The organism is Mycolicibacterium mageritense (assembly GCF_010727475.1).
GTDB lineage: Bacteria > Actinomycetota > Actinomycetes > Mycobacteriales > Mycobacteriaceae > Mycobacterium > Mycobacterium mageritense.
This window is the reverse complement of record NZ_AP022567.1, coordinates 4,286,151-4,304,040: the sequence shown is the minus strand read 5'-3', so window position 1 is coordinate 4,304,040 and position 17,890 is coordinate 4,286,151. Positions and strand designations below refer to the sequence as shown.

The 17,890-nt window shown below is 68.6% G+C and carries 14 protein-coding genes; 9 read left to right on the top strand and 5 right to left on the bottom strand.

Features of this window, described 5'->3' with window-relative positions; genetic code table 11:
- Positions 1 to 35 precede the first annotated feature (35 nt).
- From recC to recD, 3 genes are read left to right on the top strand one after another with little or no spacing between them, the layout of a single operon-like run.
- On the top strand, positions 36 to 3,287 hold the full coding sequence (recC, locus tag G6N67_RS20615) for an exodeoxyribonuclease V subunit gamma (RefSeq protein WP_036429254.1): 3,252 nt from the start codon (positions 36 to 38) through the stop codon (positions 3,285 to 3,287).
- Positions 3,284 to 6,520 carry an exodeoxyribonuclease V subunit beta gene (recB, locus tag G6N67_RS20610; protein ID WP_036434451.1) on the top strand — a complete coding sequence of 1,079 codons (3,237 nt, stop codon included), beginning with the start codon at positions 3,284 to 3,286 and terminating at the stop codon, positions 6,518 to 6,520. The genes recC and recB overlap by 4 nt, the downstream gene beginning before the upstream one ends.
- Positions 6,513 to 8,138 carry an exodeoxyribonuclease V subunit alpha gene (gene recD, locus G6N67_RS20605; RefSeq protein ID WP_036429256.1) on the top strand — a complete coding sequence of 542 codons (1,626 nt, stop codon included), beginning with the start codon at positions 6,513 to 6,515 and terminating at the stop codon, positions 8,136 to 8,138. The genes recB and recD overlap by 8 nt, the downstream gene beginning before the upstream one ends.
- Here recD and G6N67_RS38820 read toward each other — a convergent pair.
- Positions 8,135 to 8,284, bottom strand: a complete 150-nt coding sequence (locus G6N67_RS38820; protein WP_110798336.1) for a hypothetical protein — start codon at positions 8,282 to 8,284, stop codon at positions 8,135 to 8,137. The two genes, recD and G6N67_RS38820, sit on opposite strands and share 4 nt — an antisense overlap.
- Before the next feature lie 215 nt (positions 8,285 to 8,499).
- Between G6N67_RS38820 and zwf the strand changes: the two genes are divergently transcribed.
- Complete coding sequence (gene zwf, locus G6N67_RS20600; RefSeq protein WP_036434454.1) at positions 8,500 to 9,990, top strand: glucose-6-phosphate dehydrogenase; 1,491 nt, start codon at positions 8,500 to 8,502, stop codon at positions 9,988 to 9,990.
- Positions 9,991 to 10,014: 24 nt separating this feature from the next.
- Here zwf and G6N67_RS20595 read toward each other — a convergent pair whose 3' ends face one another.
- Positions 10,015 to 10,896: an SDR family oxidoreductase gene (locus tag G6N67_RS20595; protein ID WP_036429258.1), complete on the bottom strand. Its 882-nt coding sequence runs from the start codon at positions 10,894 to 10,896 to the stop codon at positions 10,015 to 10,017.
- A gap of 75 nt (positions 10,897 to 10,971) precedes the next feature.
- On the opposite strand from G6N67_RS20595, the gene G6N67_RS20590 reads away from it, so the two are divergent.
- Positions 10,972 to 11,532 (top strand): TetR/AcrR family transcriptional regulator, encoded by a 561-nt coding sequence (locus G6N67_RS20590; protein WP_036429260.1) that lies wholly within the window; start codon positions 10,972 to 10,974, stop codon positions 11,530 to 11,532.
- A 73-nt stretch (positions 11,533 to 11,605) separates the two neighbouring features.
- Here the strand turns inward: G6N67_RS20590 and G6N67_RS20585 are convergent, their stop codons facing one another.
- Entirely contained in the window at positions 11,606 to 12,865 is a 1,260-nt protein-coding gene (locus tag G6N67_RS20585; protein ID WP_036429262.1) for a L,D-transpeptidase, read from the bottom strand.
- Positions 12,866 to 12,992: 127 nt separating this feature from the next.
- Here G6N67_RS20585 and G6N67_RS20580 point away from each other — a divergent pair, with 127 nt between their 5' ends.
- A complete protein-coding gene (locus G6N67_RS20580; RefSeq protein WP_036429264.1) occupies positions 12,993 to 14,066 on the top strand; it encodes an HNH endonuclease in 1,074 nt (357 codons plus the stop codon).
- On the opposite strand, the gene G6N67_RS20575 is transcribed toward G6N67_RS20580, so the two are convergent.
- On the bottom strand, positions 14,050 to 15,231 hold the full coding sequence (locus G6N67_RS20575) for a DUF7159 family protein (protein WP_419724293.1): 1,182 nt from the start codon (positions 15,229 to 15,231) through the stop codon (positions 14,050 to 14,052). The two genes, G6N67_RS20580 and G6N67_RS20575, sit on opposite strands and share 17 nt — an antisense overlap.
- A gap of 153 nt (positions 15,232 to 15,384) precedes the next feature.
- Between G6N67_RS20575 and G6N67_RS20570 the strand changes: the two genes are divergently transcribed.
- The 3 genes from G6N67_RS20570 to G6N67_RS20560 are packed head-to-tail and all read left to right on the top strand — an operon-like array spanning position 15,385 to position 17,642.
- Positions 15,385 to 15,591 (top strand): hypothetical protein, encoded by a 207-nt coding sequence (locus G6N67_RS20570; RefSeq protein WP_036429268.1) that lies wholly within the window; start codon positions 15,385 to 15,387, stop codon positions 15,589 to 15,591.
- Positions 15,588 to 15,971: a type II toxin-antitoxin system death-on-curing family toxin gene (locus G6N67_RS20565; RefSeq protein ID WP_036429270.1), complete on the top strand. Its 384-nt coding sequence runs from the start codon at positions 15,588 to 15,590 to the stop codon at positions 15,969 to 15,971. Before G6N67_RS20570 ends, G6N67_RS20565 begins: the two co-directional genes overlap by 4 nt.
- A 51-nt stretch (positions 15,972 to 16,022) precedes the next feature.
- The gene (locus G6N67_RS20560) at positions 16,023 to 17,642 is read left to right on the top strand and encodes a peptide chain release factor 3 (RefSeq protein WP_036429272.1); all 1,620 of its coding nucleotides are present in this window, start codon (positions 16,023 to 16,025) and stop codon (positions 17,640 to 17,642) included.
- A 3-nt stretch (positions 17,643 to 17,645) separates the two neighbouring features.
- Here the strand turns inward: G6N67_RS20560 and G6N67_RS20555 are convergent, their stop codons facing one another.
- On the bottom strand, positions 17,646 to 17,873 hold the full coding sequence (locus G6N67_RS20555) for a hypothetical protein (protein WP_036429274.1): 228 nt from the start codon (positions 17,871 to 17,873) through the stop codon (positions 17,646 to 17,648).
- Between the last annotated feature and the right edge of the window lie 17 nt (positions 17,874 to 17,890).

Sequence of the window (17,890 nt, the reverse complement as noted above, 5' to 3'; positions counted from 1 at the left end):
TCATGCCCGCCGGCGCGCCACATAGGCTGGGGGCGATGGCACTACACCTGCACCGGGCCGAGCGCACGGATCTGCTCGCCGACGGGCTGGGTGCCCTGCTGGCGCAGCCGTTGCCGGACCCGTTCGCGCCGGAGCTCGTGCTGGTTCCGGCGAAGGGCACCGAACGCTGGTTGAGCCAGCAGCTGTCGAACCGCCTCGGCGTGTGCGCCAACGTCGAGTTCCGCAATCCGCGGTCCCTGATCGCCGAACTCACCGGCACCGCCGATGACGATCCGTGGTCCCCGGACAGCTTGGTGTGGCCGCTGCTCGCGGCCATCGACGAGAACCTGGATGCGCCGTGGTGCACCACGTTGGCGACCCACCTGGGGCATTTCGAAGCGGGTGACGAGCGCGAACTGCGCGAGGGCCGACGCTATGCCGTGGCCCGCCGGCTGGCCGGGCTGTTCGCGTCGTACGCGCGCCAGCGTCCCGAGCTGCTGCTCGACTGGCATGGGCTCGACGACGACCTGGCTTGGCAACGTCCGCTGTGGCAGGCCGTGGTCGACCGCGTCGACGCCGATCCACCGCACGTCCGGCACGCGAAAACCCTTGCCCGGCTCCGTGACTCACCCAGCGACCTGCCTCAACGGCTGTCGCTGTTCGGGCACACGCGGCTGCCGGTCACCGAGATCGAACTGCTCGGTGCACTGGCCACCCATCACGATCTGCACCTGTGGCTGCCGCATCCCAGCGACACCCTGTGGCACGCACTCAAGTCCCAGCATGGCCCGATCCCGCGCCACGAGGACACCAGCCACCGCCAGGTGACCCACCCGCTGCTGGCCACTCTCGGCCGGGATCTGCGCGAGCTGGAGCGCGGCCTGCCCGTTCCCGCGACCGACGAATACCTGCCCACCGCAACGCATCCCGGCACGCTACTGGGCTGGCTGCAATCCGACATCGCGGCCGACGCGGTGCGGCCCACCGGGCGTATCCACCGGCCGGACGACCGTTCGGTGCAGGTGCACGCGTGCCATGGGCCGGCCCGCCAGATCGATGTGCTGCGTGAGGTGCTGCTGGGACTGCTGGCCGACGACCCGACGCTGGAACCGCGCGACATCCTGGTGATGTGCCCCGAGATCGAGACGTATGCGCCGCTGATCAGCGCGGGCTTCGGGCTCGTCGACGTGATGCCGCACACCGGAGCAGCTCCGGCCGGCCACATCGCCCACCCGGCACACAAGCTGCGCGTGCGACTCGCGGATCGTGCTCTGGTGCAGACCAATCCGTTGCTCTCGGTGGCCGCGCAGCTGCTGGCCCTTGCGGGTGGGCGGGCCACCGCCAGTGAGGTGCTGAACCTGGCCGTGACGGCGCCCGTACGGGCCCGCTTCGGTTTCACCGACGACGATCTCGACGCCATCACTGCGTGGGTCCGCGAAGCCAACATCCGCTGGGGTTTCGATCAGGAGCAGCGCAGGCCCTACGGTGTCGACTTCCTCCACAACACCTGGCGGTTCGGCATGGACCGCGTGCTCTCGGGCGTGGCGATGTCCGACGACTCGCACGCCTGGCTGGGCACCACGCTGCCGCTCGACGACGTCAGCAGCAACCGCGTCGAGTTGGCCGGCCGGTTCGCGGAGTTCGTCGAGCGCCTCGGCCACACTGTCCGTCAACTCAGCGGGGTCCGGCCGCTGGCCGAGTGGCTGACCGCGCTCGCCGACGGCATCGACGCGTTGGCATTCGACGCCGAGGATTGGCCCGCCGCGCAGGTGCAGCGCGAGTTCGGCGAGATCCTGTCGACGTCGACGACCGATACCGCCTTGCGGCTGGCAGACATTCGCGCACTGCTCGACCGGCACCTGGCCGGCCGTCCGACGCGCGCCAACTTCCGCACGGGCACCCTGACCGTGTGCACCATGGTGCCGATGCGCTCGGTTCCGCACCGGGTCGTGTGCCTGGTCGGACTCGATGACGGCGTGTTCCCGCGGCTGGGTGCGGTCGACGGCGACGACGCGTTGGCCCGCGACCCGATGACCGGTGAACGCGACATCCGTTCCGAGGACCGCCAACTGCTGCTCGACGCGATCTGCTCGGCCACCCAGACCCTCGTCATCACCTACACGGGCGCCAACGAGTACTCGGGCCAGCTGCGGCCGCCCGCGGTGCCGGTCGCCGAGCTGCTCGACACCCTCGACGTCACCACCGAGGCGCCGGTTGACGTCGTCACGCATCACCCGTTGCAGCCCTTCGACATTCGGAATGTCACGCCTGGCGACATCGTGCCGGGCGAACCGTTCACGTTCGACACCACGGCGTTGACCGCCGCCCGGGCCAGCACCGGCCACCGCGAGCAGCGGCCGCCGTTCTTCGCCGACCCGCTGCCGCCGCTGCCGGTCACCGATGTCGCGTTGGAAGATCTGGTCGCGTTCTTCAAGGATCCGGTGAAGGGCTTCTTCCGGGCGCTCGAGTACACGCTGCCCTGGGACGTCGACGGCGTTTCGGACGTGATACCGGTCGAGATCGACGCACTGCAGGAGTGGACGGTCGGCGACCGCATGCTGGGCGACATCATGCGCGGCATGACCCCGGCCGACGCCCAGCAGGCCGAGTGGCGCCGCGGCACCCTGCCGCCCGGTCAGCTGGGCTGGCGGCGGGCCATCGCGCTGCGGGATCAGTGCGCACTGCTGGCGGCAGAAGCCCTGCGGTACCGCGGCGTCGACCCGCAGGCCTACGACATCGACATCGACCTGGGCACCGGACGCAGGCTCACCGGCACGGTGTCGCCGGTGTTCGGGGAGCGGCTGGTGTCGGTGACGTATTCGAAGCTGGGCGGCAAGCATCTGCTCGCGTCGTGGATTCCGTTGCTGGCATTGACTGCCGGGTATCCCAAGCGGGACTGGTCGGCGGTGTGCATCGGGCGCCCGAAACGGGGCGACACACCACGGACGGCGGGTCTGGGCCGGCCGGACGATCCCGTGGCGCTGCTGGCCGATCTGGTGGCGATCTACGATGCGGGCCGCCGCGAGCCGCTGCCTCTTCCGGTCAAGACGTCGTTCGCGTGGGCCGAGGCCCGCCACGCGGGCGATGACCCGGAACGCGCCGCCGGATACCGGTGGCGCACCAACAAATACCCGGGCGAGGACCAGGAGCCCGCGCACGAGCGGGCGTTCGGCCGCGGCGCGTGGCTGCGGGATCTCATGCAACCCCTGCGGCCCGGCGAGGACGTCGAGGGTGAGACCAACCGGCTCGGGGCGTACGCGGCCCGGTTGTGGTTGCCGCTGCTGCGGGCCGAAAGGCCGCCGCAGTGAAGACATTCGACCTCCTCGGGCCGCTGCCCGCGCGCAACACCACCACGGTGCTCGAGGCCAGCGCCGGCACCGGCAAGACCTTCGCGTTGGCCGGCCTGGTCACCCGCATGGTCGCCGAGGGCGCGGCGAAACTCGACGAGATGCTGCTCATCACGTTCAGCAGGGCGGCCAGCCAGGAGCTCCGCGAACGGGTACGCGGCCAGATCGTCAGCGCCCTGGTGGCATTCGACGATCCGGCCCGCGCCGACACCGATCTGCTGCAGCACCTGATCGCCGAAGACCAGCAGGCGCGACGGCTGCGGCTGCGCGACGCGTTGGCCGGGTTCGATGCCGCGACCATCGCCACCACCCACCAGTTCTGCCACATCGTGCTGAAATCCCTTGGGGTTGCCGGGGACAGCGATACCGGCGTGACCCTGGTGGAGAGCCTTGACGACCTGGTGTGCGAGATCGTCGACGATCTGTACCTGGCTCACTTCGCTCACGAGCGGGATGTGCCGGTGCTGGACTACCGGGAGGCGTTGCGGCTGGCCCGGGTGGTGGTCAACAATCCGGCGACCGAGCTGCGGCCGCTGGACCCCGAGCCGGATTCCTACGACGCGGTGCGATTGCGATTCGCACGGAATGTGCTCGACGAGTTGGAGATCCGCAAGCGGCGCCGCGGCATCCTGGGCTACGACGATCTGCTCACCCGGCTGGCCGGCGCATTGGCAAGCCAAGACTCGCCCGCCCGCATCCGCATGCACCAGCGGTGGCCCATCGTCATGGTCGACGAGTTCCAGGACACCGACCCGGTGCAGTGGCAGGTGATCGAGCGCGCGTTCTCGGGCCGTTCGACGCTGATCCTCATCGGCGACCCCAAGCAGGCCATCTACGCGTTCCGCGGCGGCGACATCGCGACGTACCTGCGTGCCGCGTCGACCGCGGGCGACAAGCAGACGCTCGGCACCAACTGGCGCAGCGACGCCGCGCTCGTCGACCGGTTGCAGGTGGTGCTGCGCGGCGCCCAGCTGGGCGGTCCCGAGATCGTGGTGCACGACGTGCAGGCGCACCATCAGGGGCACCGCTTGGCGGGCGCCCCGCACAACGATCCGTTGCGGCTGCGCGTGGTGCGTCGTAAACGTCCTGGCACCCAGACGATTCCGATCGGCGATCTGCGCGCGCACATCAGCAAGGATCTCGCGGCCGACATCGGATCCCTGTTGACCAGTGGTGCGACGTTCGACGGCGAGCCCGTGCAACCCCGCGACATCGCGGTGATCGTCGAGACCCACAAGGATGCCCGCATCTGCCACACCGCACTGCTCGACGCCGGCATTCCCGCGGTCTACACGGGAGACTCCGACGTGTTCAACTCCGAGGCCGCCGAGGACTGGCTGTACCTGCTGGAAGCGTTTGACCAGCCGCACCGGCCCGGCCTGGTCCGCGCCGCGGCCGCCACCATGTTCTTCGGCGAGACCGCGGAATCCCTTGCGGCAGGCGGTGAGCAGCTGACCGACCGCATCGCCGAGACCTTGCGCACGTGGGCCGGCCAGGCGCGGGAGCAGGGCGTGGCGGCGATCTTCGAGGCCGCGCAGCTGGCGGGCATGGGCAAACGCGTGCTGTCGTGGCAGGGCGGCGAACGCTTGATGACCGACCTCGCGCACGTGACCCAGCTGCTGCAGGACACCGCGCACCGCGAAGGATTCGGGCTGCCCGCGCTGCGCGACTGGCTGCGCACGCAACGCTCGGAGGGCGGTGGCGAAGCCGAGCGCAACCGGCGCCTCGACAGCGACGCGGCGGCCGTGCAGATCATGACCGTGTGGGTGAGCAAGGGCCTGCAATACCCGGTCGTGTACCTGCCGTTCGCGTTCAACCGCTATGTGCCCGAACAGGATCTGGTGCTGTTCCACGACGACGGGGTCCGGTGCCTGCACATCGGCGGCATGGATCCCGCGGTCGCACGGGCCGGCCGCGCCGAAGCCGCGGCAGACGACAGCCGCCTGACATACGTCGCCATGACGCGGGCGCAGTCACAGGTGGTGGCGTGGTGGGCACCCGCGCGCGACGAACCCAACGGCGGGCTGTCCCGCCTGCTGCGCGGGCGGCGGCCCGGCGACACCGAGGTGCCCGACAAGTGCTCGCCGCTCAAGGTGACCGACGAGGACGCGCTGGACCGCCTGCGCGCGTGGGAGGCTGCGGGCGGGCCGGTGATCGAGGAGTCCGTGATCGGGGCGTTCACCCCGGTGGCCCTGCCCGAGCGGACGAGCAAGCTTGCGGTGCGGCACTTTCACCGCAAGATCGACACGTCGTGGCGGCGGACCTCGTACTCGGGTCTGCTGCGCGCGGCCGACACCGCAGGCGTTTCGAGTGAGCCGGAGATCGCCGAGCTCGACGACGAGGTCGACGACCTGCCCGTCGTCGCACCAGCGACCGGGGCCGACGTCCCGTCGCCCATGGCCGAGCTGCCGACCGGGGCGGCATTCGGATCGCTCGTGCATGCGGTGCTGGAGACGGCTGATCCGTCGGCGCCCGACCTGGCCGCCGAGTTGGCCGAACACGTGCGCGCGCATACCGAACGCTGGCCGGTCGATGTCGAGCCCGACGAGCTGGCGACGGCGCTGGTGCCGCTGCACGACACACCGCTGGGCCCGCTGGCGCCGGGGCTCACGTTGCGGCAGATCGGTTTGTCGGACCGGTTGTGCGAGATGGATTTCGAGTTCCCGATGGCCGGGGGCGACGTGCGGGCCGGTGGGTTCGCGCGGTTGGCCGATGTGGGCGCCCTGCTCGCCGAACATCTGCCCGCCGACGATCCGCTGGCCTGCTATGCCGAGCGGCTTTCGCACGGAGTGTTGGGCGATCAGCCGCTACGTGGATACCTGTCCGGGTCGGTGGACGCGGTGTTGCGCATCGACGGGCGGTTCGTTGTCGTGGATTACAAGACCAACTGGCTCGGCACCGGTGATGCCGGACTCACAGCGGCCGACTACGGCCGCGCCCGGATGGTCGAGGCCATGCTGCATTCCGACTATCCGCTGCAGGCGCTGCTGTACAGCGTCGTGCTGCACCGGTATCTGCGGTGGCGGCTGCCCGGCTACGATCCGTCGATCCACCTGGGTGGCGTGCTGTACCTGTTCGTGCGCGGTATGTGTGGGGCGGCGACGCCCGTCGTCCACGGACACCCGGCCGGAGTGTTCAGCTGGGCACCGCCCGCCGCGCTGGTCATCGCGATATCGGAGCTGCTCGATGCTTGACCACGAGTTCGAACCCGCCGATATCCATGTGGCGCAACGTTTGACGGCCCTGGCCGGCGAGACCGACGAGTCGGTGGGTCTGGCGGTCGCCGCCGCGGTGCGCGCGCTGCGCGGTGGTTCGGTGTGTGTGGATCTGCGGTCGGTGGCGCCTGAGTTCGACCTGGATGCCGATGCCTGGCTGGCGGCGGTGTCCGCCAGCCCGCTGACGGTCGGTCCGCCCCCGGTGCTGCGCCTGTTCGGTGACCTGCTGTATCTCGACCGATACTGGCTTGAGGAACAACAGGTGTGTGACGACGTGCTCGCATTGGTCGCGGCCCGCCCCGCCGACGGCGCCCCGGACGTGGCGCGGCTGTTCCCCGAGGGGTTCGAGGAACAGCGGGCCGCGGCGAATGTCGCCCTGTCACAAGGCCTGACGGTGCTGACCGGCGGACCGGGCACGGGCAAGACCACGACCGTCGCGCGGCTGCTGGCGCTGTTGGCCGAGCAGGCCGCGTTGGCGGGTCGGCCCGCGCTGCGGATCGCGCTCGCGGCGCCGACCGGCAAGGCCGCAGCCCGGCTGCAGCAGGCCGTGCAACTGGAGGTAGATCGGCTCGACCTGATCGACCGCAGGAGGTTGGCGGGCCTGCAGGCGACGACGCTGCACCGGCTGCTGGGCGCGCGGCCGGACACGTCGTCGCGGTTCCGGCATCACCGCGCGAATCGGTTGCCGCACGACGTGATCGTGGTCGACGAGACCTCGATGGTTTCGTTGACCATGATGGCCCGGCTGTTGGAGGCCGTGCGGCCGCAGACCCGGCTGATCCTCGTCGGTGATCCCGATCAGCTGGCCTCGGTCGAGGCCGGCGCGGTGCTGGCCGATCTGGTCGACGGCCTGGGTGAGCGGGGCGTGGCCGCGCTGCGCACGTCGCACCGGTTCGGTGAGTCGATCGGCGCGCTGGCCTCGGCGATCCGCGTCGGCGACGCTGACCGGGCCCTCGAGGTGCTCGCGGCCGGTGGCGACCACATCGACTGGGTGACCTCCGACGCCACCGAGCGGTTGCGGGAAGTGCTTGTGCCGCATGCCCTTGCGATGCGGCAGGCCGCGATTCTGGGTGACGGCCGGGCCGCGCTGGCGACGCTCGATGAGCATCGCCTGCTGTGTGCACATCGCCGCGGACCGTATGGCGTCGCGCAGTGGAACCGTCAGGTGGAGCGTTGGCTGACCGAAGAGACGGGTGAGCCGCTGTGGGCGACGTGGTATGCGGGCCGCCCGATCCTGGTGACCGCCAACGACTATGGGCTCAAGCTCTACAACGGCGATACGGGCGTCACGGTCGCGACCCCGGACGGGTTACGGGCCGTCGTCGGCGGAGCGGGTTCGTTCGCGCCGGGCCGGCTCACCGAGGTGGAGACCATGCACGCCATGACCATCCACAAGTCACAGGGCAGCCAGGCCGACGAGGTGACGGTGCTGTTGCCGGAGGTCGAGTCACGGCTGCTGACCCGGGAGTTGTTTTACACGGCCGTCACGCGGGCCAAGACCCGCATCCGCGTCGTCGGCGCGGAACCCGAAGTTCGCGCGGCGATCACCCGGCAGGCAGTCCGAGCGACCGGCCTGCGAAAGCGGCTGAAGCTCTAAACGGCCCTGCCGGCGAAAAACGCACCGGAGATGAGGCCGATCGCGATTGCCAAGCTGGGCAGACCCATCACGGCAGCCACGACGACTCCGGTGACCGCACAAATGCCGAGCACCAGCAGGAGACCACCAACCACTGCTCCGATCATCGACAGCCCTTTCTATGAGTGCGGTCACAATGTACCGCTTACGTGGGCTGAATCACAGCGAGTTCGTGCGTCAGTTTGGTTAACAATTTCGGTGCGAATTGTATAGCCGAGCTTGGTAAATGCATTCAGTAGCAACGTCCGCGCGGACTTTGCTGATCGGCCGAGTTAACCCAACCGACGCCGCGAGTGCACGCGGGCCTGCCAGGATGCGAAGCGTGGCTACCGACAAAGCGCAGAACATCGCCTACCCCGCCCCTGGTTCACGGCCGCTCCGGCACGACAGCGAGTCCCTGCCGCCGCACGTCATCGTGCTGTTCGGGGCGACCGGCGACCTGGCGAAACGCAAACTGCTCCCGGGCCTGGCCTATCTGGACCAGTCGACGTTCAGTCCGGACATCCGGGTCGTAGCCACTTCGCTGGAAGATTTCACCGACGAGGAGTTCCTCGCACACGCCAAGAAGGCCATCGACGAGTTCGGCAACCGGCACCCCACCGACGAGCAGTGGGCGAGCTTCGCGAGCAAGGTGCAGTACGTCCCGCAGAGCGCGGGGCCCGAAGCGCTCGCCAAGGCCGTCGCGGTCGCCGAGGAGGAGCTGGGGCCCGATGCGCGTCGGCTGCACTATCTCTCGGTGCCGCCCAAGGCCGCCCAGTCCGTCATCACCATGCTCAAGGACGCCGACCTGGTGAAGCGCTCGAAGGTCGTGATGGAAAAGCCGTTCGGCACCGACCTGGAGAGCGCGGTCGCGCTGAATGCCTTCGTGCACAAGACGTTCAAGGAATCGCAGATCTTCCGCATCGACCACTTCCTGGGCAAGGAGGCCGCGCAGAACATCCTGGCGTTCCGGTTCGCCAACGGCCTGTTCGAGCCCATCTGGAACCGAAACTTCATCGACCACATCCAGATCGACATCCCGGAGAAGCTCGGGCTCGATCAGCGGGCCAACTTCTACGAGAGCACCGGTGCCTACAAGGACATGGTGGTCACGCACCTGTTCCAGGTGATGGCGTTCGTGGTGATGGAGCCGCCGACGGCGTTGGAGCCGCGCGCGATCAGCGAGGAGAAGAACAAGGTCTTCCGGTCGATGCTGCCGATCAACCCGGCCGACGTGGTGCGCGGCCAGTATCAGGGCTACCGCGACGAGCCCGGGGTGTCACCGGATTCCGAGACCGAGACGTTCATCGCGCTCAAGGTCGGGATCGACAACTGGCGGTGGGCCGGCGTGCCGATCTACCTGCGCACGGGCAAGAAGATGGCCGAGGGTCAACGGATCATCTCGATCGCGTTCAAGGAGGCACCGCGCACGATGTTCCCGGCCGGATCCGGCGTGGGCGCGCAGGGTCCGGATCACCTGACGTTCGATCTGGCCGACGAGTCGAAGGTGTCCCTGTCGTTCTACGGCAAGCGGCCCGGGCCGGGCATGCGGCTGGAGAAGCTGTCGATGCAGTTCTCGACGCAGGAGACCGCGGCGATCGCCGACGTGCTCGAGGCCTACGAGCGGTTGATCCTCGACGCCATGCGCGGCGACCACACGTTGTTCACCACGGCCGAGGGCATCGAATCGCTGTGGGAGCGTTCGATGCCGCTGCTGGAGGATCCCCCGTTGGTCAAGATGTATCCACCCGGGACGTGGGGGCCCAACGCCATTCACCAGTTGATCGCGCCCAACGCATGGCGGTTGCCGTTCGAGCGGGCCTGGCGGGAGTAGGCGCCAGACCCGCTGCGGCGTCCCCTACGCGAAATAGTGCCCCTGTTCGAGATCCTCGATGAGCCCGACCTCGGCGGCCTTCCAGTCGAAGCGCTCCCGGGTCAGCTCGCTCGATCCCGGGAGGTCGAGCGCGAAAAACCCGCCGATCCAACCGAAGTGGTCGAAGGCCTGCTCGGCGGGCACCGACGTCACGGGCAGGTTCAACCCGCGGCCGATGGCCTCGGCGATCTCCTTGCTCGGGATGCCTTCTTCGGCGACTGCGTGCAGGATCGTGCCGCTGGTCGCCTTCTCCAGCGCGAGGCGGAACAGCGGGGCCGCGTCGAGGCGATGCACCGCGGGCCAGCGGTTGGTGCCGTCACCCGGGTATGCCGAAACGCCCTTCTCGCGGGCGATCTGGATCAGTCGCGGCACGAACCCGTGGTCGCCGACACCATGCGTCGTCGGTGACAGGCGCACGATCCCGACGCGCACTCCGCGGTCGGCGAACGCCAGGGCCGCCTGCTCGGACACCCTCGGCAATCCGGGTTGGGCGGCGTCGGTCTCGGTGATCGGGCGGCCCGGGGTGTGGCCCGCCATGCCCGACGTGACCACCAGGGGGCGGTCTGATCCGGCGAGGGTTTCGCCCAGTGCCTCGATGGCGCGGCGGTCGAGATCCCCGGCATCGGCGAATTCGTCGAAGTCGTGGTGGAACGCGAGATGAACGACGCCGTCGGCCGCGGCGGCTCCGGCACGCAGGCTGTCGAGGTCGTTCAGGTCGCCGCGGTGCACGCTAGCGCCCGCCGCGGTGATCGCGTCGGCGGATGCGTCGGACCGGGCCAGGCCGATCACGTCGTGACCGTGTGCGACGAGGTCGTGGACGACTGCGGTGCCGACAAACCCGGATGCGCCGGTGACGAAAACCTTCATGGGAACCTCCTGATGTCAGTGACTGTCTTCAGCGCAACGCGATGACAGTCACTGACATTCCCTAAGATCGAAGTCATGAGCCGGTGGCAGCCCAACGCCCACGGCCGCCTGGCGGAGGCGGCGCTGGAGCTGTACGCCGAACGCGGGTACGACCAGGTCACGGTCGCCGAGATCGCCGAGCGGGCCGGCCTCACCGAGCGCACTTACTTCCGGTATTTCGCCGACAAGCGCGAGGTGCTCTTCGGCGGGCAGGCCGAGTTGACCGAGCTGTTGATCGGCCGGATCGATGCGGCACCGGAGGGCACCCCGCCGCTCGACGCCGTCGGGCTGGCATTGGCCGCGTTCGGTGAGGTTCTCGACGGGCGCCGCGATCAGGCCGGCAAGCGGCAGTCCGTCATCGACGCCAACCCGAGCCTGCAAGAACGTGAGCTGACCAAGCTCGCACTGTTGACCCGCCAGATGGCCGACGCACTGTGCCGGCGGGGCGTCGACGAACCGACCGCACGCCTGGCCGCCGAGACCGGCATGGCGGTGTTCAAGGTCGCGTTCGAACGGTGGGTGCGCGCAGACCCCGGCCGGGGCCTGGCCGCGACCATCGACGCGGTGCGTCGCGAGTTGGCTGACTTGACGGCCTGATTGCTCGCCCAATTCGACAAAAACGTCGCCCGACGCGGCTGATCGCAACGATTACGTCGAATTGGGCGCACGTCTAGCGACGCAGCGCGCTGCCCTTGACCCACTGATCCCAGGGCACCGTCCAGTCGCCGTTGTTGTCGGGCTTGAGCGGGTCACCGCCGGTGTTGCGGATCTCGACGATGTCGCCGGGCACCGAGAAGTTGTAGAACCACTCGGCGTTCTCGCCGCTGAGGTTCAGGCAGCCGTGGCTGACGTTCTCCTTGCCCTGAGCCCACACCGTCGAGTTGAGCTGGTGCAGATAGATGCCGTCGACGCTGATCCGCGTCGCGAACGGGATGGTCGTCTTGTAGCCGAGCCGCGAGTTGACCGGCAGGCCGTAGGTCGACGAGTCCATGATCACCGGGTTGGCCTTGTCCATCACGGTGTAGATGCCGCGTGGGGTCCAGAAGCTCATGGTGGTGCCGCCGACGGTCTCGGTGCCACCCATGCCCATCGACGTCGGCATGGTCCGGACCAGCTTGCCGTTTTCGTACACCCGGACCTGCTTGTCGGTGTCGTCGGCGATCGAGACGTGTGACGGGCCGATGTTGAACGACACCTTCTCGTCCTGCGCGCCGTACAGGTCGTCGCCGAGTTTGGCGCCGTAGATGCCGGCGTCGACCGTAACCTTGGTGCCGGGCGCGTAGTACTTCTCCGGGCGCCAGTGCGCGGTCTGGTCGTCGATCCAGTTCCAGGAGCCGGTGACCTTCGGTTCGGTGGTCACCTGCATGCGGCGTTCGGCGTTGGCCTTGTCGGTGATCGGCTCGTCGAAGCGCGCGACGATCACCATGCCGACGCCGTAGGTGGCGCCGTCCTGCAACGGGGCGTAGTTCGTGCCGTTGAGGTAGACGCGGGCCTGATAGCTCGGGGTCAGGGTGCTGAACGTCGTGGTTTGCCGGGTCGGCATGCCGCCGGGGCCACGCGCGTCAACCGTCAACGTGTAGGTGCGGCCGTAGCCGAGCGTCGTCGTCGGCTTCCAGGTCTTCGCATCCGGGGTGAGGACACCGGGGATCTGCTTGCCGGCGTCGTTGACCATCGAGACGTTGGCGACGGTGCCGGTCTCCGCCGTGACCATGACCCGCGCCAGCGGATCGACTTCGGCGTTCGGCTTGGGCGTGATGGTGAGCCGGGCCGGCTCCGTGGGCGACGGCAACGGCGCGCCCTGCGGCGGCGCGGCCAGTGTCTGGCAGTGCTCGGAGCAGTTGGGCAATGCCGTGACGACGACACCACCCAGCACAGCGAGCACCGCGAGCGTGACCGCGAGGCAGGCACGACGAACAGACGTCAACATCACTCCAATGTGGTTCGGCGATGGCCGGATTGATGCGGATCCGTGATCCGGGTGGATTCATCCTAGCCGGGCCCGGTCACATTCGGCACGACGGCTCCGACCCGTAGGCGAGTCGTAATAGTGTCGTTGTGTGACGGGCGATCCACTGCTACTGGGTCAGCGCGTCGTCGCCATCCTCGAGACGGGGTTACGGACAGCCACCTACAAGCTCGCGACACTCATGGCGCTCATCGAGCACTGCATCGAGCATCTGCCGGCCGAACCCGACGACACGCTCACGGTGCCGATCCCCGATCTCGCGCACCGCGTGCTGGAGCTGTACTGGCGCCAGGTCCGTCCGTTCGAAGGCCACGAATTGCGGCAGTCGACGGGCGAGAACGCGCGCATCCCGCGAGCCGTGCTGACTTTGCGGGCGGCCGCCCCGGCGGGAGCGTCGGTCAGCCGGGCCATGGTGCACGCACCCGACGTATACGCGGCGACTATCAAAACCATCACCCTGGCCCTGGCCAAGCAGCCGCTCCCCCGGTTGCAGCGCCTGCCCGGCGCCACGACGAGTGACACGTTCCTGTACGACGACTCGTTTCTCGGCGAGAACGTCTCGCATCGCACACTGCGCGAGCACGGAGACGCCATCGAGTTGTTGCCGGGTGTTGCGTTCGGGCTGGCGAGGCTGGCCGGGTTGCTCAAGCCCGCACTGGAGATCATGTGGGTCGACGACGTCCGCCGAATGAACAAGTTCCTCGACGCCGACGTGCCTGACATCGCCGGACATCTGTTCGGCCGCGACAGGGCCGCCCTCGGCGCCGTGCGGAAACCGTTCAAGGAGGCCTACGGACCGCACTGCTTCTACTGCGGTGCGCACCTGCCGGCCGACAATCCCATCGATCATGTGCTGCCGTGGTCGCTGGTCGGCATCGACGGGTTGGCCAATCTCGTGTTGGCGTGCGCACGCTGCAACGGCGACAAGCGTCACGCCCTGCCTGCCGTGGAGATCGTCGACCGCGTGCTCGATCGCGACGCCGGGGTGCTGGAGCAGATCGCCGAAGAGATCCGGTGGCCGACCGAGCGGCCCCGCGTGGTCTCGGCGGCGCGCGGGATCTACCGGGGGCAACCCGAAGGCGTCGCAACGTGGTCGGGCTACAAGGCCAGCACGAGGCTGGACATCAGCTTCGGTCCGTGGTGGACGCTCAGTGGAAGCGGTTGAGCAGCGGGATCTTCTCGATGATCCGGTCCCGCAGACGCGGCTGAGGCGGTGCCACAGGCGGCACATACGCGGGCGGCGCCGGCGGCACGTAGACCGGATCCGGGACCGGCGGCACGTACTCGGGCGCGGGCGCGACGGGCTCCGGCGCGGGCGGGACATACGCCGGTTCGGCAGGCGCAACCTCCGGCGCCGGTTCCGGCATCGGTGCGACCTCGGGCTCAGGCGCGGGTGCGACCTCGGGAACCGGCACGGCCTCAGGGGCCGGCGGTGGCGCCGCGGGCGGCGCGAGCACGGGCGGATGGGCAGCGGCCTCGGCGATGGGCGCGGACTTGGGCGCCGGCTTGGATTCCGCGTGGCCCTCGGCGCTGGTGTTGCGCGGCTGCTCGATCGAGTTCGGCGTGAGCCGCAGCCCCAACGCGAGCGACACCGACACCACGAACACCACGACCGCGGCGGCGAGGACCGAGGACAGAACCCGGACTTGTGAGAACCGCGGACTGGCCGACGACGCTGCATCCGCACCGGCTCGGGCCGACACCAGCGCGGCCCCACGGGTCAGCGCGAACTCGGCTTCGTCGGCCGTGATGACCGGCCGTGCCGTCTCGTCGCGCAGGATTGACGCGAGGGTTTCGGCGTCGCCGGAGCCGAGCACGAAGATCGAGTCGGGGCGCGGGCGCACGCTGTCCACCGCCGCACTGACGGCGTTGATCCGCGGCCCGAAGCCGGGACGGTCGATGCGCTCGACGGTGACCCGCTGCGCGTCGACGGCCGCCACGATCGCGGCCTCGGGTTCGGCGACGATCACGACGACGAAGTTGTTTCCGGTGATGTCCTGGATGCCGCTCGCGAGCACTTTGGTGGCGTCGACGTCGGACACCTCGACCAGGCGGGCACCCCCACCGACGACGCCGAACGCGTCGCTGATCTTGGCCAGCAGAGTTTCAGCACCCTGCGCGCAGGTCAGACCGACGGAGTGCACGACCCCGTCACCCAGCAGTTCCTCGAGGAACGACTCAGCGTCGAACGCGGCGACATCCGGGATGTCCAGCGCACCACAATCGACAGGCGCACCTTCGCCTGTCGTTCCTTCGACCAGCACCCACCGGATGTCTCTCGATGTCATCGAGAGACCGAGCACGAGGTCCACAGATGACCTCCGATCCATGTCAATCGCACACCGAGGGTACCGGTCGAGCGTGACTATCGCGTCCTCGGCCGGGCTGAAACCACATGCGCCACACCAGCACCGCTCTCTCAGAGGCACTGAATCTCGCTGCAGCGCCTCCACATAGTGGTATCAGAACGGTATCATCGCGGCATGGGTATGACGCTGCGGACGAGTGACGAGCAGACCGAGGCGTTACGCCGACAAGCCGCAGTTGAGGGGCGGTCAATGCAGGCAGTTGCACTCTCGGCCATCGACGAGTACATCGCCCGCCGCGCCCACAAAACCAAGGTGGACGCGGCGTTGCGGCGGGTAGTGGCCGAGGAAGCCGGCGTTCTCGAACGCCTCAAGGACGCATGACCGAATATCTGGACCTCGACGATCTCCTGGAGATCGCCCGCTTCGCCGTCGGTGACGATGTCGCGGTTCGCGACTACGGCCTGCTTGAGTCCGCGCTGGCACGGCCCGCCGCTTCGGTATTCGGCGGAGACGCCTACCCGGATCTGCACCTCAAGGCAGCCGCTCTCATGCAATCAGTGGCACGCAACCACGCACTTGTCGACGGCAACAAGCGGCTCGCGTGGACGGCGTGTCTGACATTCCTGGCAGTCAACGGCTACTGGATCAGCGCACCCGAGGATGACCGGTTCAACTTTGTCATCAAGGTCGCGACAGGCGCGGAGCCCGGCCTGGATGAGATCGCCGGCCAACTCCGCGCGTGGAGCCACCCCGAAACCTGAACCGCTCGATTACGGATTTGCAGGCCGCGGCCAATACCATCGCTAGTCGAGATGACCGAGAACGCCCTGGACACGCCGAAGACCTCCGCGAACGGCCGCGTCGCCACCGAAGCAGCCCGCCGCCGCACCTTCGCCGTCATCAGCCACCCCGACGCCGGTAAGTCGACACTGACCGAGGCGTTGGCGCTGCATGCCCGGGCCATCACCGAGGCCGGCGCAATCCACGGCAAGGCGGGCCGCCGGTCGACGGTGTCGGACTGGATGGACATGGAGAAGGCCAGGGGCATCTCGATCACGTCGACGGCGCTGCAGTTCCCGTACCGCGACTGCGTCATCAACCTGCTGGACACGCCCGGCCACGCCGACTTCTCCGAGGACACCTACCGGGTGCTGACGGCCGTGGACTCCGCGGTCATGCTGATCGACGCCGCGAAAGGCCTTGAGCCGCAGACCCTCAAACTGTTCCAGGTGTGCAAGCACCGCGGCATCCCGATCATCACGGTGATCAACAAGTGGGACCGTCCGGGCCGCCACGCGCTGGAATTGATGGACGAGATCCACGAGCGGATCGGGCTGCGCACCACTCCCCTGACCTGGCCGGTCGGTATCGCCGGGGACTTCAAGGGGGTGATGGACCGCCGCAAGGGCCATTTCATCCGGTTCACCCGCACCGCGGGCGGCGCCACCGCAGCCCCCGAGGAACACATCCCCGCCGACGACGCGTACGACGCCGCCGGGGTCGACTGGGAGACCGCGGTCGAGGAATCCGAACTGCTGAGCGCCGACGGTTCCGACTACGACCGCGACGCGTTCCTCAGCGGCGACGCCTCACCGGTGCTGTTCACGTCCGCGGCGCTGAACTTCGGCGTCAACCAGCTACTCGACGTGCTCGCCGAACTCGCACCCGCGCCCAACGGCGCGCTCGCCGTCGACGGCACGCGCCGCGCGACCGACGACCCGTTCAGCGCGTTCGTGTTCAAGGTGCAGGCCGGCATGGATTCGGCACATCGCGACCGCATCGCCTACGCCCGTGTGGTCTCGGGCACGTTCGAACGCGGCGACGTGCTCACACACGCCAGCACCGGCAAGCCGTTCGTCACCAAGTACGCGCAGTCGGTTTTCGGCCAGCAGCGTTCGACGCTGGACGACGCGTGGCCCGGTGACGTGATCGGCCTTGCCAACGCCGCCGCCCTACGGCCCGGTGACACGCTGTATCGCGATGTGCCCGTGCAGTATCCGCCGATTCCGAGCTTCTCGCCCGAACATTTCGCGGTGGCTCGCGGCACCGACCCCAGCAAGCACAAGCAGTTCCGCCGCGGTATCGAACAGCTCGACCAAGAAGGTGTCGTGCAGGTGCTGCGCTCGGACAAGCGTGGCGAGCAGGCGCCGGTGTTCGCCGCCGTCGGTCCCATGCAGTTCGAGGTGGCCGCCCATCGGATGGCCACCGAGCTCAGCGCGCCGATCACGTTGGAACACTTGCCATATCAGGTCGCGCGGATCGTCGACCCCGAGGACGCCGAGTTCATGAACCGGCAGGTCTCCGCCGAAGTGTTGACCCGCACCGACGGCGTGATGCTCGTGCTCTTCTCGACGCCGTGGCGGCTGGAAGGGTTTCAGCGCGACAACCCGGGCATCAAGCTGCGGTCGCTGGTGGCGGCGGCTGACGGGTAGGGCTTACCGGAATGGGTAGTGCGACGGCAGGAACGGGCCGTACACCGAGGTCGGCGCTCGATTGACCGGCGGATTCGTGGTGATCGCCGTGTGGCCGCCCCGCTGGCAAATGGTGGCATTGCCAGAGCCGACACACGAGGGCGCGGCAGCGGCGGTCGGTGCGGCAGCAATCGCGGCCGCAGCCGCTCCTGTGACGAATAACGATGCGACGTAACGCAATTTGATGGTCATGATGCTCCTTTGCATCT

What these genes read in the sequence shown, in the direction of transcription:
- recC (WP_036429254.1), top strand. Translation starts at nt 36, where the DNA reads ATGGCACTACACCTGCACCGGGCCGAGCGCACGGATCTGCTCGCCGAC.
- recD (WP_036429256.1), top strand. Translation starts at nt 6,513, where the DNA reads ATGCTTGACCACGAGTTCGAACCCGCCGATATCCATGTGGCGCAACGT.
- G6N67_RS38820 (WP_110798336.1), bottom strand. Translation starts at nt 8,284, where the DNA reads ATGATCGGAGCAGTGGTTGGTGGTCTCCTGCTGGTGCTCGGCATTTGT.
- G6N67_RS20595 (WP_036429258.1), bottom strand. Translation starts at nt 10,896, where the DNA reads ATGAAGGTTTTCGTCACCGGCGCATCCGGGTTTGTCGGCACCGCAGTC.
- G6N67_RS20590 (WP_036429260.1), top strand. Translation starts at nt 10,972, where the DNA reads ATGAGCCGGTGGCAGCCCAACGCCCACGGCCGCCTGGCGGAGGCGGCG.
- G6N67_RS20575 (WP_419724293.1), bottom strand. Translation starts at nt 15,231, where the DNA reads ATGGATCGGAGGTCATCTGTGGACCTCGTGCTCGGTCTCTCGATGACA.
- G6N67_RS20570 (WP_036429268.1), top strand. Translation starts at nt 15,385, where the DNA reads ATGGGTATGACGCTGCGGACGAGTGACGAGCAGACCGAGGCGTTACGC.
- G6N67_RS20565 (WP_036429270.1), top strand. Translation starts at nt 15,588, where the DNA reads ATGACCGAATATCTGGACCTCGACGATCTCCTGGAGATCGCCCGCTTC.
- G6N67_RS20560 (WP_036429272.1), top strand. Translation starts at nt 16,023, where the DNA reads ATGACCGAGAACGCCCTGGACACGCCGAAGACCTCCGCGAACGGCCGC.
- G6N67_RS20555 (WP_036429274.1), bottom strand. Translation starts at nt 17,873, where the DNA reads ATGACCATCAAATTGCGTTACGTCGCATCGTTATTCGTCACAGGAGCG.